Source organism: Nitrococcus sp., from assembly GCF_059432795.1.
The window spans coordinates 1-14678 of record NZ_JBXWZQ010000168.1 but is presented as its reverse complement, the minus strand read 5'-3'; the positions used below and the strand labels follow the sequence as shown (position 1 = coordinate 14678).

Genomic DNA, 14678 nt, shown 5'->3' with positions numbered 1-14678 from the left:
AGCACCCGGTCCGCCCGGGCTAGAGGCTCGGGGAAGCGCCGCGCGGACGGCCCACCGCGTAGTAGGTGAATCCGAGCGCAGCCACCGCGCGGGGCTCATACAGATTGCGCCCGTCGAAGATCACAGGCCGGATCAACAGCTTGCGCATCGCCTCGAAATCGGGGCTGCGGAAGACATTCCACTCTGTAACGATAACCAAGGCGTCGGCCTCTTCCAGGGCGTCCTCCGGTTTCGCGCAGAGCACGAGGTCCGCGCGCTCGCCGTAAATTCGCCGTATTTCATCGGCGGCCTTGGGATCGAAGGCACGTACCTTTGCGCCCTCCGCCCATAGCGCTTCCATGAGCCGGCGGCTGGGCGCCTCGCGCACGTCCTCCGTATTGGGCTTGAAAGCCAGCCCCCACAAAGCAAAGGTAAGCCCGCGCAACTCTCCTGCGTAATGCGCTCGGATGCGGCTGAAGAGATAGCCCTGCTGGCGCTCGTTTACATCCTCCACGGCCTGCAGCAGTTGCGGCGTGTAATCGGACTCGTAGGCCGTGCGGGCCAGCGCTTTTACATCTTTGGGAAAGCAGGATCCACCGTAGCCGGCCCCCGGATAGATGAAATCGTAGCCAATGCGCGGATCGGCACCGATACCGATGCGAACCCGCTCGATATCCGCATCGACCCGATCGGCGATGTTGGCGAGCTCGTTCATAAAGCTGATCTTGGTGGCCAGCATCGCGTTGGCGGCGTATTTCGTGAGCTCGGCGGAGCGCACGTCCATCATGATCAAACGATCGTGATTGCGGTTGAAGGGAGCATACAGCTCGCGCAGCAACTCGGCACTCGCCTGACATTCCGTGCCCACGACCACGCGGTCAGGCTTCATGAAATCCTCCACCGCGGCCCCTTCCTTCAGGAATTCCGGGTTGGAGACCACATCGAAGTCGACGTTCACGTCCCGGCGCCGAAGCACCTCGTTCATGCGGGCGCGTACCCGATCCGCCGTCCCGACCGGAACGGTCGATTTGTTCACCACGACCTTGGGATGCGCCATGTGCTCGGCGATGCTCTGCGCCACCGCGAGCACGTGTTCCAGATCCGCCGAGCCGTCCGCCGCGGGCGGCGTACCCACCGCGATGAACTGGAGCTGACCATGCGCCACCCCCTCAGCCGCTTCGGTGGTGAAACGCAAACGCCCTTCAGCCACGTTGCGCCGGATAAGCCCGTCCAGGCCCGGTTCGAAGAAAGGCACGTCGCCCCTTTGCAGGCAGGCAATTTTGGCCTCGTCGACATCGACGCAGACCACGTGATTGCCGACCTCGGCAAGGCAGGTACCGGTTACCAGGCCAACGTAACCGGTGCCGAAAATGGTAATGCGCATGAAGCCTCCTTTGCCGCCGAGCCGCATCCTCCGAGGAGCCGCGGCGTGGCATCACTGCCGTCGCCTTTTTCCGGAATTCGTCGCGCCGCGAGCGGCGCCAATTAGCCGCTCGCGCCGGCTCATCGAAGCTCGAGCCGCGATCGGCATGCCTGTGTGCGGCGGCCACTTTCAAAGCAATTGCCGGACAACCGGATCTTTCCGTTGCGCTGCACGATCGGTCAACGTTCCGCGAGTGTATGCCTTAGCCGCTCGGCGAGGCCTTTGGGCTAGACGGCATCACGGCCGCCTTCCGCCTCCAGCCAGTGCAGAATTTCAGCCGTTTTTTGCTCCATGAGCGAGCGATCCCCACGCGACTCGACGTTGAGACGCACGACCGGCTCGGTATTCGAGGACCGCAGATTGAAACGCCAACGCTCGAAGCTCATGCTCAGCCCGTCCGTATGATCGACGCTCTGAGCAACCCCTGCGTAATGTGCCTCCACAGCCGCCAGCACGCCGGCCGGGTCACTCAGGCGCCGGTTGATCTCGCCGCTCACCGGAAAACGCTCGAGGCGCTCGCTCACGAGCCGGGAGAGCGGCTTGCCACTGAGCGAAATCCGCTCCGCAACGAGCAACCACGGCAGCATACCGCTGTCACAGTAGGCAAAATCACGAAAGTAATGGTGGGCGCTCATCTCGCCGCCGTAAATGGCGTTTTCGGCTCGCATGCGCTCTTTGATGAAGGCATGCCCCGTCTTGCTTTGCACGGGAATACCACCGAGGTCGTTGACGATGTCGATGGTGTTCCAGATGAGCCGCGGGTCGTGAATCACCTTCTCCCCAGGGCAGCGACGTAGAAAAGCCTCCGCCAGCAATCCCACGATATAGTAACCTTCGACGAAATCCCCGCGCTCATCGAAGAGAAAACAACGATCGAAATCCCCGTCCCAACCGACGCCGAAGTCCGCATCGCTCTCGCGCACCAGCCGTTCGGTCTCCGCACGATTCTCCGGTAGCAGCGGATTCGGCACCCCATTGGGGAATGTGCCGTCCGGCTCGTGGTGCAAACGCACGAACTCAAAAGGCAAACGCTCGGCGAGCGCGTCGAGAACCGGCCCGGCACCACCATTACCCGCATTGACCACGATGCGCAGGGGCTTCAGAGCAGCACCGTCCACGAAGCCGAGCAGATGCTCGAGATACGCCGAGCGATGCTGCAGCGCCTGCTTTGCACCCTGGCGGGTCGCCCCTCGCCATGATGCAGCCACCGCCAGATCGTGAATCTCGAGCAGCCCGGTATCGCCGCTGATGGGTCGAGCTTCTTCGCGCAGCAGCTTCATGCCATTGTAATCCGACGGATTATGGCTCGCCGTGACCATGATGCCGCCGTCCATCCCAAAGTGTGCGGTGGCGAAATACACCTCTTCCGTCCCGCACAGGCCGATTTCATGGACGTTCGCCCCGCCATCCATCAGCCCGGCCGCCAATGCCTCGCTGATCTGCGGGCTCGTCAGGCGCACATCGTAGCCCACTACGACATCCCGCGGCTGCAACCAATCCGCATAGGCGCGCCCGATACGGTAGGCGATATCCGTGTTCAGCTGATCGGGCACCCGCCCACGAATATCATAGGCTTTGAAACAATCCAGTTGCTTCGTCATTCCCTCGACTCACCCGTGCCGGTCAACGCAATTAGAGATAAGCGCCATTGGAGATTGCAAAACACGGCTCATACGCCGCCTATCTGAGGCGCTACAGCGCAGCGCGACGTACCCGCTGCTGACCAACGCAGCGCCGCAAATGCGAGGTCTTCCTGGCAACTTGGACTGCCGAACATTAAAAATCAGAACATCTCGGTGGGATCGACTTTTACCATGCCCGACCGGCCCGTCTGCTCCCGTGCCGCAATATGGCTGCCCGTGACCATCTGTTTGTAGCCCATGCCCGGGCCAACCATCGGATAGACGCCCGCGTCCGGATCGATCATTACCTCGAGGAAGGCGGCTTCGGGGAATTCGATGAAGGCCGCAAGTGCCGATTCAAGGTCCTCCCGCTGACTGACGCGGCGTGCAAACGCGAAGCCGTCGGACTCCGCTGCCTTGACAAAATCCTTGCGATGCAATGACTTATCACTCGCCGAGAAACGATCCTCGAAATAGAGGCGCTGCCATTGCCGCACCATCCCGTCGCCATTATTATTGAGCAGCAGAATCTTCACCGGAAGGCCGTAGGTGGTTACGGTTTCCATCTCGCCGAGATTCATGCGAATGCTGCCATCGCCATCCACGTCGATCACCATACGGTCCGGGTTCGCACACTGCGCACCGATGGCGGCGGGCAAACCGAAGCCCATGGTTCCCATACTGCCGGAGGTCAACCACAGTCGCGGGCCCCGGAAATCCAGGTACTGCGCGGCCCACATCTGATGCTGACCCACGCCGGTGGTAATGATGGCCCGCCCGCCAGTGAGCCCGTTCAGTAGCTCCATGACAAGCTGCGGCTGGATTTTCGCATTTTCCCGATCGTAGCCCATCGCGTGCTTTTCGCGCATGGTCCGCACGTGCTTGAGCCAGGGCGCAAAATCCTTTTTGAACCCGATTGAACGCCCGTGCTCGATAAGCTGGCGCAGCGAGCGAGCCGCTTCACCGACATGCGCCCAGTCGACTCTTTTGACCTTACCGATCTCCGCGGCGTCGATATCGATGTGGGCGACATGCTCGGCGAGCGGAGCGAATAGATCCGCCTTCGCCGCCACGCGGTCGTCGAAGCGCGCCCCTACCGCGATGATGAAATCGCAGTCTTCCACCGCGTAGTTGGCGTAGGCCGTGCCGTGCATGCCGAGCATGTGCAGGCATAAATCATCCAGGGTGTCGATCGCACCCAGCCCCATCACGGTTGTCACGACCGGAATATTGAAGGTGTGTGCGAATTCGGTCAGCTCCGCGGAAGCATTGCCGCTGGTCACGCCACCACCGACGTAGAGCAAGGGGCGAGTGCACTGCTTGAGCATATCGAAGAACTGGCGGCATTTGCGCTCGGAGAGCTTGGTGGCGGCAAGCGACTCCATGCGCTGACGATAACCGCGGATATCGAGCACACCGCCGCCTTTGAATTCACCCACCCAATTCTGCATATCTTTGGGAAGGTCCACGACCACCGGCCCCGGGCGTCCGGAACGCGCAACCTCAAACGCCGTGCGCAGCGTCTCCTCGAGCCGCTCCGGCTGTGTGACGAGAAATACATGCTTGGCGCAAGCGCCCATGATGTTGACGATGGGAGCTTCCTGAAAGGCATCGGTTCCCATTGCCGGGCGAGCGACCTGCCCGGTAATCAGCACCATCGGCACCGAATCCGCCATGCAGTCGCGCACGGGCGTGACGGTGTTGGTTGCGCCCGGTCCGGAGGTCACCAGACAGACGCCCACCTTGCCGGAGCTACGCGCGTAACCGGCTGCCATGAACCCGGCTCCCTGCTCATTGGCGGGGACCACCAGGCGGATCGATTCCTCGCCCTCGGCGTTGCGATGATGCTCGTTGTAGCGAAAAATCGCATCATAGGTTGGTAAGATGGCGCCACCACTGTAGCCGAATACCGTATCGACCCCCTCGTCGGCGAGCACCTGAATCACCGTCTCAGCACCGCTCATGCGCTCCCCTGCGCGAGGGTGCTTGGCGTCTTTGGGTTTGATCATGGTCGCATCTACCGTCATTGCTCACCCGACTGAGGTTGCGGCGCAACATTGAGATAATAGAGGGTTCTCTTACACGGCGACAAGGCTTTGCCAGTCAGCGCGGCGCGAATTTTAACGCTGCCGAGTTGATGCAGTATCGCTTCCCCGTTGGCTCGGGCCCGTCGTCGAAGACATGGCCGAGGTGAGCAAGACAGCGGCGGCAGTGCACTTCCGTGCGCGTCATATTGTGGCTGCGATCAAGCTCGGTTGCTACGGCCTGCTCATCATCCGGCGCCCAAAAACTCGGCCAGCCGCTTCCCGAGTCGTATTTTTGCCGGGAGTCGAACAGCACCGCGGCGCAGCATACACAGCGAAAGACGCCGTCCTGCTCCCAATGGCAATATTCGCCGCTGAACGGACGCTCCGTGCCGCGTTGCCGGGTAACTCGATATTGCTCGTCTGTGAGTTCGCGACGCCATTGTTCGTCGGAAACCTGGCTAGGATCCATAGCACCGTCCTCCGTCTGCTCTCTCGTTGAGTTCGATCTCAGTTCGAGCGCGGCCACAACCCCTTATCCCTCTCGCCGACGCCTGAATTTACCGCAAGGTCAGCGGGCGGCAGCGATAGGCTGTACCACGCGGCAAATTCCTGACGGAGCCGTTGGCGCGGCTGAATTCAGGATGGCATACAATAGGCGCTCAGTTGGCCCGGCCAAACCCATGCGAGGACCGATGCCATGAGCGAGATCGTTGTCATTAATGTATCCGGCCAGAGCAAAAGCGGCCTCACCACGTCCTTGCTGCACATTCTGGCCGTGCACGACGTACCGATGATCGACATCGGCCAAGCGATGATACGCGACACGATGGCTCTTACCATATTGGTCCGCTTGCCGAATGGGGATGACACGGCGCCGCTGCTCAAGGATCTGCTCTTCGAAGTCCATCGCCATGGCCTGCAAATCCATTTTACGCGCCTTGGGGAAGCGGGGCACGGCTCCGGCGCCGATGGCCAGGAGCCGCCGCGCCACATCGTCACCCTGCTCGGGCGCAGCGTGAGCGCAGCGCAGATTGCCCGCATCGCCCAGGTGATCACCGAAAACGCAATGCACATCGAGGACATCGTCCGGCTCTCGGGCCCCGGGTCGTTGGACTGCGTCGAGGGAGCCACAGGCCGAGCCTGCATCGAGCTCACGCTGCGCGGCCAACCACTGAATCCGGACGTCATGAAGGCCACCTTCGTGGCGCTCTCCGAAGAACTCGGCGTGGACATCAGCTTCCAGGAGGACAACTTCTACCGACGCAATCGCCGACTGGTGGTTTTCGACATGGATTCGACGCTGATCCAACAAGAGGTCATCGACGAGCTGGCGTACGAGGCGGGGGTCGGCGACGAGGTCAGCCGAATCACCGCGGCCGGCCTGCGGGGCGAGCAGGACTTCGCAGAAGGATTGCGCCAGCGCATGGCCCTCTTGGAGGGGTTGCCGGAGTCCGTATTGGAAGCGTTGGCCGAACGCCTCTCACTCACCGAAGGCGCCGAGCGCCTGCTCCGAACGCTGCGCAAACTCGGCTACAAAACCGCCGTGATCTCGGGCGGTTTTACCTATTTCGGCCGTTACCTGCAGCGGCAGCTGCCCCTCGACTACGTTTATGCCAACGAACCGGAGATCCGCTCGGGCCAGCTGACCGGGCGGATCGTCGGTGAAATAATCGACGGTGAGAAAAAGGCGCAGCTGCTTCGCACGATCGCCGAGCGCGAGGGCATCGAGCTCGAACAGGTGATTGCCGTCGGCGACGGGGCCAACGATCTACCCATGCTGAAGCTGGCCGGTCTGGGAATCGCCTTCCACGCCAAGCCGTTCGTACAGAAAAAGGCGCGCCAGGCCATATCCACCATCGGCTTGGACGGCATTCTTTATCTGATGGGCATGAAGGACGCCGATAATCCTCATTGAGTCCGATCACGCTCGCTTGGCCGCTCGGCATCGCGCGGTTCACGCTATGGTCATCGAACACCGGCCAGCCTCGAGCCGCTTAGCGAAACTTGGGCAACCGGCGCCTCAGAGGAGGTTCGAAGATAATGTGGGTAGCTGTCCCGAAGGAGATCAAAAATCACGAATACCGCGTGGGCCTTTCGCCCGAGAGTGTGCGTGAATTCGTGGCCCACGAGCATGAGGTGCTCGTGGAGAGCGGCGCCGGAGAGGGGATCGGCAGCACCGACGAGGATTACCGCGCCTGCGGAGCACGGATCATCGCCACCGCCGAAGAACTGTATCGGACGGCGGAACTGATCATCAAGGTCAAGGAGCCGCAGGCCGAGGAACGCCGCCTGCTTCGCCAAGAACAAGTGCTCTTCGCCTACCTGCACCTCGCGCCCGATGCCGCGCAGACGCAAGATCTCCTGCGCAGTGGCGCCGTCTGCATCGCTTATGAGACGGTTGCCGGACCGAACAATCGCCTGCCCTTGCTCACGCCCATGTCCCAAGTGGCGGGAAGAATGGCCATTCAAGCGGGGGCCTACTGCATGGAACGGGCGCATGGCGGCTGCGGCATGCTCTTGGGCGGCGTTCCCGGCGTACCGCCGGCCCGGGTCGTGGTCATCGGGGGCGGCGTGGTCGGGGAGAATGCGATTGCCATGGCGCTCGGTTTGGGCGCCGACGTCGTTGTTCTTGACCGCGATCTCGAGGTCCTCCGCCGCCTCGCCTCGCATTTCGGCCCGGCCCTGACCACGGTTTACGCCACGCGCACCTCCCTGGAGCATTTCGTCCTGCAGGCGGAGCTGATCGTCGGCGCGGTCCTCGTCGCGGGCGCCGAAACGCCGAAGCTGGTCACCGCCGAGACGGTGCGAGAGCTCAAAGCGGGCACCGTTTTAGTGGACGTGGCGATCGATCAGGGCGGCTGCTTCGAGACCTCGCGGCCGACCACCCACGCCGACCCCACCTATCTGGTCGACGGTGTAGTCCACTATTGTGTGACCAACATGCCCGGCGCCGTACCCAGAACGTCCACCTTCGCGCTTAACAACGCCGTTTTGCCCTACGCGCTTGCCATTGCCGACAAAGGCTATCGACGGGCCCTGCTGGATGATCCGTATCTGCGTCAGGGGCTCAATATTCATCGAGGCCAGGTGACTCACAGCGCCGTCGCCGAGGAGCATGGCTATCCTTTCGTCGAGCCCCTGGCGGCGCTGCAGGAGGAGGGATGAACCGGTCGCGGCGATACCGCTAGCGATCGGGCGCCAGCGCCTAAGCCGTGGCGTGCGCCTCTTGCAGCCAGTTCATCAGACGATCGGCGCAGCGCTGCCAGCCGGGCTCCATGATGAACATATGAGCGCGATCGATGAGTACGAGCAACTCCGCGCCCTGCTGCCGAGCAATTTCGCGCTGCATCGGGAAAATGCAGATCCGATCAGCGGTTGCCGCCACGACTAAACGCTCGAAGGGCCGGTCTTGCAGGCTGCCCTGCTCACAGCGCAGCCGTCCGCCCAACAGCCCCAGCAGCGCCGTGCTGGACTCGGGCGTGCAACGCGAGAATACCTCCTGATGCTGCTCGCGCGGTAAACGGTTCAAAACCATCCGGCGCATGGAGGGTAAATGCGGGCGCACCACGCCGCGGCCTAGGATCGCTGGCAGTGCCCGTGCCGCCTGCACCGGCAACCACCCATGCCACGGCGGCCGATGGAAACGCACGCCGGCCACCGGAGCCGGCGCCGCGAGAATCAGCGCCGCCACGTCGCACGAGGCCGCAACGGCTTGCGCCAGAGCCCCTCCCATGGAATGCCCGACCAACACCGCCCCAGGCAACCGATCGAGCACTTGCCGGATATCGTCGACGTAGTCGATCAATCGCACCCGTCCCAAGGCCGGTACGGGATCGCTTGGCGGATGCCCGCGCAATGCCATCGCATGGCAATCGTAGCCCGCCGCCGCGAAGCGCTCCATAAAGCCCCACCAGCACCAAGGCCCGGCGCCGGCTCCATGAACGAACAAAACGGGCCGCCCGCCGCCATCGAGCCGGTCGACCTGCAATGATCCGACCCGGTAACGGCTCCATGCTTGCAACCCGTTGGGTGTACGGCGAGCGACGGTCCTGGCTGCGTCCTGCATTAACCGTACGCTTTCTGATCAGTCGCGCGATTTCGCGCCGGCACCGGCTTTGGGGCGGATTTTCTCACGGATGCGCGCGGCCTTGCCCTGGCGATCACGCAGGTAATAGAGCTTGGCGCGACGCACGGCACCGCGGCGCTTGACCTGGATACTCTCGATCAACGGGCTGTAAAGCTGGAAAGCCCGCTCGACGCCCTCGCCGTGGGAGACCTTGCGCACGATGAACGAAGAGTTGAGCCCACGGTTGCGCTTGGCAATTACCACGCCCTCGAAGGCCTGGATGCGCTGGCGGTTGCCCTCTTTCACCCAGACGTTGACGCAAACCGTATCACCGGGGCCGAAAGCATCCCGCTCGATACCGACCATCTGCTCTTTTTCAAGTTCCTGGATAATATTGCTCATGATCTTGTTTCCCCTAGCGTCCCCGCTTCGCCCTGATACTCATCGATGAACTCCTGCAACAGCGATTTGGCCTGCGCATCGAGCTCACAACGCTCGAGCAGCTCGGGGCGGCGCAGCCACGTCCGACCCAGCGCCTGCTTGCGACGCCAACGCGCCACGGCTTGGTGATCCCCGCTCAATAGCACTGGCGGCACTTCACGGCCATCACTATCAACCGGCCGGGTGTAATGCGGGCAATCCAGCAGACCGGCGACAAACGAATCCTGTCCCGCCGAGCCCTCGTGTCCCAGCACTCCGGGCACCAGGCGCGCCACGGCATCTATCACCACCATGGCCGGCAGCTCGCCTCCGCTAAGCACGTAATCGCCGATCGAGCACTCCTCATCGACCTCGGCCTCGATGAGCCGCTCGTCTATGCCTTCATAGCGCCCGCACAGCAGGATCAAACGAGAGCGCTGCGAGAGATGCTGCACGCCGGCCTGATCGAGAAGACGACCTTGCGGGCTCAGAGCGATAACGCGAGCCCCGTCGGCCACCGACGCCCGCGCGGCCCGAATGGCATCACGCAGGGGCTGCACCTTCATGACCATCCCCGGCCCGCCACCGTAGGGACGATCGTCGACGCTGCGATGACGATCGTGCGCGTAATCGCGCGGGTTCCAGGTCACCAGCCGCAGCAACCCCCGCGCAACGGCTCGCGCCGTCACCCCGTCGCTTACGACGGTCCGGACGAAGTCCGGGAAAAGCGTTACCACGTCGAAGCGGATGCCGGCCTGCGCATTCATCCTACGGCCCTGGAACAGTTGGCGGCTCGACGGTAGCGCGGGACGTCTGCCGGCGGGCGACAACTAAAACTGGGGATCCCAATCGACGCAGATCTGCCCCGCATCCAGATCCACGGTGACGATATCCCGCCCCGGCACGAACGGAATCAGCCGTTCGCGGTCACCGACGACAACGAGCACGTCATTGCTGCCCGTCTCGATCAGGTGATCGACCCGACCGAGATCGACACCCTCGAGCGTCCGCACGCGTAGCCCCACCAGATCGGCCCAGTAATACTCACCCTCCGGCAAAGGGGGTAAGAAGGCGCGCGGAATCGCGATATCGCAACCGATACGCGCTCGCGCCTCCTCGCGTCCGCTGATCCCTTCAAGCCTCGCCAGCAGACCCTTGCCGTGACGACGCCCATCAATCAGCTCCATCGGCTGCCAGGGGCCCGATAGCGCCACCAGCCATTGACGGTATTCGAGGATACCCTGTGGCGGGCGGGTATAGGAGTGAATCCTGAGCCACCCCTGCACCCCGTAGAGACCTACGATTCGCCCGATGACGACCCGCGGCTCGGCATCGGGCTCTCGAATCACCGCATCGCCTTCAGGACGGCGCGTTCTCCGACGTCGCACCCTTGCGTGCCTTAGCAATGAGCTGTGCCGCACTCTCCGATGGCCGCGCGCCTTGCTTCAACCAATACTCGGCGCGCTCCAAATCCAACTGCAGCGGAATCTCCTTACCGGAGGCAACCGGGTTGTAGAAACCAAGACGCTCGATGAACCGCCCATCGCGACGGCTGCTGACGTTTGCAACAATCACGTGATAGAAGGGCCGCTTCTTAGCGCCGCCTCTCGCCAGACGAATGGTAACCATTTTGTCAGCAACTAGCCCCTTTCAGTTGGCAAAAACTGCCAGGTCATGTATTTGGAGGCCGCATTCTACTGGAATCCAACCGCATGTGCAGTAGTTGTAATCGCTCGCGCGCTCAGCCGCCACCCAATCCGGGCGGCATGCCTCCCGGGGGCATGCCCCCTCCGAATTGGCGCATCAGCTGTTTCATTCCACCCTTGCGGAATTGCTTCATCATCTTTTGCATCTGTTTATGCTGCTTGAGCAGCCGGTTGACGGCCTGTACCTGAGCACCGGCACCGGCGGCAATGCGCCGCTTGCGCGAGCCGTTGATGATCTCCGGCCGGCGGCGCTCGAGTGCGGTCATGGAATTGATGATCGCAACCTGCCGGCGCACCATCGTATCGTCCACTTGGCCCTTGAGCTGCTCCTGCATCCGTCCCATCCCGGGCAGCTTGTCCATGATCCCGGCCAGTCCGCCCAGGCGATTGATCTGCAACATCTGTTCGCGCATATCCTCGAGATCGAAGCTCTTGCCCTTCTTGAGCTTCTGGGCCATCTGCTCGGCTTGGCCTCGATCGACATTGCGCTCGACCTCTTCCACCAGACTGAGCACATCGCCCATTCCGAGAATGCGCGAGGCAACGCGATCCGGATAGAACGGCTCCAGCGCGTCGGTCTTCTCTCCCACGCCGATGAACTTGATGGGCTTGCCGGTCACATAGCGGATCGACAACGCGGCTCCGCCACGGGCGTCGCCATCCGTCTTGGTGAGAACGACGCCGGTCAACGGTAACGCTTCATCGAAGGCCTTGGCCGTGTGCACCGCGTCCTGACCGGTCATGCTGTCCACGACGAACAACGTCTCCACCGGCCGCACCGCCGCGTGTATGCGATGCACCTCGTCCATCATCGCCTCGTCCACGTGGAGCCTGCCCGCCGTGTCCAACAGCAGCACGTCGTAGTAGTGGCGACGCGCGTAATCCAGCGCGGCACCGGCCGCCTCCACCGGATCGTCGCTGGGCTGGGTCGCAAAAAAGCCGATCTCGACCTCCCCGGCGAGGCGCTGCAATTGCTCAATCGCCGCCGGCCGATAGACGTCGAGACTGACCGCGAGGACCTTCTTCTTCTGGCGTTGGTGCAGCCAGCGCCCGAGCTTGGCAACGCTGGTCGTTTTGCCCGAGCCCTGCAGACCCGCCACCATCACCGCGGCGGGTGGCCGGACGTTGAGCTCCAGCGCGTCGTTGCGCTCCCCCATCATCCGCACCATTTCGTCACGGACGATCTTGACGAACGCCTGCCCCGGCGTGAGGCTTTTCAACACTTCTTCGCCGAGCGCCCGCTGCTTGACCTCTTCGATAAAGGCTTTGACCACGGGCAGCGCGACATCCGCCTCCAAGAGGGCCATGCGGACCTCGCGCAGCGTTTCCTTTATGTTGTCCTCGGTCAATCGGCCCTGGCCGCGCAGCCGCCGGGCGATCCCGTCGAGTCGATCACTGAGGTTGCTAAACATGGCCACGTCGTGACGTCCTCAAATTAACTGTCGGCATTATAACGCGAGCCCCGTGCTCGTTGGGGCTCGAACAGCCGGGAGTTCTATGCGATTATTCGCCGGATTCCGAACAAGCGCTCCACACGAGCCGATGAACCATACGTTGTTAACTCTCATTGCCTCCGGGTTGTACTTGGCCGCGAGCACGGGCCTCACGCTGCGCCTGGTCACCCGCCCGAGCGGGGAAGCGATCCGGACCGTCAGCCTATTGCTGGCGCTGCTCGCGGTCAGTGCGCATGCCATGCAGGTCTATGAGACCACCTGGACCGCGGCGGGGCTCAACCTGAGCTTCTTCAACGCGGCCTCGCTGGTCGGCTGGCTCATGGCCGCATTCCTGCTGCTGGCAACGCTGGTTCAGCCCGTGGAGAACCTGGGCATCGTCATCCTGCCGGTCGCAGCCGTAACCGCTCTGCTCAGTCTGATATTCGGCCGCACTCAAGCGAGCAGCGCCCCGATTGGCGCCAACATCGACTGGCACATCCTCTTTTCCATGGTGGCCTATAGTCTGCTCGGCATTGCCGCCGCGCAAGCCCTCCTGCTCTGGGTGCAGGAATACCATCTGCGCAATCGCCACCCCGGTGGCTTCATTCGGATGCTGCCGGCGTTGCAAACGATGGAAGAGATGCTGTTCCAGCTCTTGCGCTTGGGTTTCGTCATGTTGACGATCGCCCTCATCACGGGCGCCCTGTCGCTCGGCAACATTTTCGCCCAACATCTGGTCCACAAGACTGTGCTCTCGCTTACGGCCTGGATCGTGTTCGCGGTCCTGCTATTCGGACACTGGCGATTCGGCTGGCGCGGTCGTACGGCCATACGCTGGACGCTCGGTGGCTTTCTCACCCTCATGCTGGCCTATTTCGGCACCAAGTTAGTGCTCCAGTTCATCCTCCACCGCTAGTTCCCCATGAGTCAGGAGTCTGCCGGGTCGACCAAGGTCCTCGCTACACTCCCGCATAACCCTCGAGACGTCGACCACAGGGGTGGCACTTGCACGAGATCCCATTAGGCGCTCTGTTCGTTCTGCTCGGCATTCTGATTGGTCTGTCGGCCTGCTTCTCCGGATCGGAGACGGCCTTGATGACCCTGAATCGCTACCGCCTGCGTCATCTCGCGCGCTCCGGACATCGCGGGGCGCGCACCGCCGATCGCTTGCTGCAGCGCCCGGATCGGCTGATCGGCCTGATCCTGCTCGGCAACAATTTCGTGAACATTCTCGCCTCCTCCGTCGCCACGGTGATCGCCCTGCGTCTGGGGGGAGAGGGGGCGATCGCCGTTTCCACCGGGCTGCTGACGCTGATCATACTGATCTTTGCGGAGGTGACGCCCAAGACACTCGCCGCTCTGCGCCCGGAACGGATCGCCTTTCCCGCTTCCTACGTGCTGGCCCCGTTGCTTCGGTTGTGTTATCCGCTGGTTTGGATCGTCAACTGGATCGCCAACAACTTGCTGCGTCTTCTGGGGGCATATCCCGACGATGCCGGCACCGCCAATCTCAGCCGCGAGGACCTGCGGGTGGTGGTCAATGAGGCAGGCGCCATGATTCCCCGCCGCCATCAGACCATGCTGCTGAATATCCTCGACCTGGAGGAGGTCGAGGTGGACGATATCATGGTGCCCCGCAGCGAGATCGTCGGCATCGATCTGGATGATGAATGGGAGGAGATACTCGAGCAGATCGCCGACAGCCAATACACGCGCCTGCCCGTTTATCAGGGCAGCATAGACGAGGTACGGGGTCTGCTGCATGTACGACAAGTAGTGACCAGCATGCTGCGCAGCACGCTGAGCCGTGAAGAGCTCAGCGCCAATCTCACCGAGCACTACTTCGTGCCGGAAGGCACACCGCTGCCCGTTCAGCTGCTCAATTTCCATGCGATGCGGCGGCGCATCGGTCTGGTTGTCGATGAATACGGCGAAATACTGGGGTTGATTACCCTGGAGGATATTCTCGAGGAAATCGTGGGCGAGTTCACCACCGATCCGG

General features: G+C 62.4%; 14 protein-coding genes. 4 read left to right on the top strand and 10 right to left on the bottom strand.

The features are described 5' to 3' along the window. Positions 1 to 19: 19 nt before the first annotated feature. The 4 genes from AC52Q4_RS11925 to msrB all read right to left on the bottom strand — a co-directional run bounded on the left by AC52Q4_RS11925 (position 20) and on the right by msrB (position 5520). Entirely contained in the window at positions 20 to 1363 is a 1344-nt protein-coding gene (locus tag AC52Q4_RS11925) for a UDP-glucose dehydrogenase family protein (protein ID WP_495537016.1), read from the bottom strand. A 266-nt stretch (positions 1364 to 1629) separates the two neighbouring features. Next, positions 1630 to 3003 carry a phosphohexomutase domain-containing protein gene (locus AC52Q4_RS11920; protein ID WP_495537015.1) on the bottom strand — a complete coding sequence of 458 codons (1374 nt, stop codon included), beginning with the start codon at positions 3001 to 3003 and terminating at the stop codon, positions 1630 to 1632. 182 nt (positions 3004 to 3185) lie between these two features. Further along, positions 3186 to 5051 (bottom strand): biosynthetic-type acetolactate synthase large subunit, encoded by a 1866-nt coding sequence (gene ilvB / locus AC52Q4_RS11915; protein WP_495537014.1) that lies wholly within the window; start codon positions 5049 to 5051, stop codon positions 3186 to 3188. Positions 5052 to 5127: 76 nt separating this feature from the next. After that, complete coding sequence (msrB, locus tag AC52Q4_RS11910; RefSeq protein WP_495537013.1) at positions 5128 to 5520, bottom strand: peptide-methionine (R)-S-oxide reductase MsrB; 393 nt, start codon at positions 5518 to 5520, stop codon at positions 5128 to 5130. Positions 5521 to 5748: 228 nt separating this feature from the next. Here msrB and serB point away from each other — a divergent pair, with 228 nt between their 5' ends. After that, positions 5749 to 6966, top strand: coding sequence for a phosphoserine phosphatase SerB (gene serB, locus AC52Q4_RS11905; protein ID WP_495537012.1), 1218 nt, complete (start codon positions 5749 to 5751; stop codon positions 6964 to 6966). 125 nt (positions 6967 to 7091) lie between these two features. Then, positions 7092 to 8216 (top strand): alanine dehydrogenase, encoded by a 1125-nt coding sequence (ald, locus tag AC52Q4_RS11900; RefSeq protein ID WP_495537011.1) that lies wholly within the window; start codon positions 7092 to 7094, stop codon positions 8214 to 8216. Between the two features lie 40 nt (positions 8217 to 8256). Here the strand turns inward: ald and AC52Q4_RS11895 are convergent, their stop codons facing one another. The 6 genes from AC52Q4_RS11895 to ffh form a co-directional block, all read right to left on the bottom strand. After that, positions 8257 to 9117, bottom strand: coding sequence for an alpha/beta hydrolase (locus AC52Q4_RS11895; protein WP_495537010.1), 861 nt, complete (start codon positions 9115 to 9117; stop codon positions 8257 to 8259). Between the two features lie 18 nt (positions 9118 to 9135). Further along, positions 9136 to 9519, bottom strand: coding sequence for a 50S ribosomal protein L19 (gene rplS / locus AC52Q4_RS11890; protein ID WP_495537009.1), 384 nt, complete (start codon positions 9517 to 9519; stop codon positions 9136 to 9138). Beyond that, positions 9516 to 10286: a tRNA (guanosine(37)-N1)-methyltransferase TrmD gene (gene trmD, locus AC52Q4_RS11885; RefSeq protein ID WP_495537031.1), complete on the bottom strand. Its 771-nt coding sequence runs from the start codon at positions 10284 to 10286 to the stop codon at positions 9516 to 9518. The genes rplS and trmD overlap by 4 nt, the downstream gene beginning before the upstream one ends. 81 nt (positions 10287 to 10367) lie before the next feature. Then, on the bottom strand, positions 10368 to 10886 hold the full coding sequence (gene rimM, locus AC52Q4_RS11880; RefSeq protein ID WP_495537008.1) for a ribosome maturation factor RimM: 519 nt from the start codon (positions 10884 to 10886) through the stop codon (positions 10368 to 10370). A 10-nt stretch (positions 10887 to 10896) separates the two neighbouring features. Continuing rightward, positions 10897 to 11166 (bottom strand): 30S ribosomal protein S16, encoded by a 270-nt coding sequence (rpsP, locus tag AC52Q4_RS11875; RefSeq protein WP_495537007.1) that lies wholly within the window; start codon positions 11164 to 11166, stop codon positions 10897 to 10899. A 112-nt stretch (positions 11167 to 11278) separates the two neighbouring features. After that, complete coding sequence (gene ffh / locus AC52Q4_RS11870) at positions 11279 to 12655, bottom strand: signal recognition particle protein (protein WP_495537030.1); 1377 nt, start codon at positions 12653 to 12655, stop codon at positions 11279 to 11281. Between the two features lie 130 nt (positions 12656 to 12785). Between ffh and AC52Q4_RS11865 the strand changes: the two genes are divergently transcribed. Both AC52Q4_RS11865 and AC52Q4_RS11860 read left to right on the top strand, forming a co-directional pair. Then, positions 12786 to 13592: a cytochrome C assembly family protein gene (locus tag AC52Q4_RS11865; RefSeq protein WP_495537006.1), complete on the top strand. Its 807-nt coding sequence runs from the start codon at positions 12786 to 12788 to the stop codon at positions 13590 to 13592. 89 nt (positions 13593 to 13681) lie between these two features. Then, positions 13682 to 14678, top strand: a 997-nt coding sequence (locus AC52Q4_RS11860) for an HlyC/CorC family transporter (RefSeq protein WP_495537005.1), incomplete at its 3' end; no start/stop codon positions are given.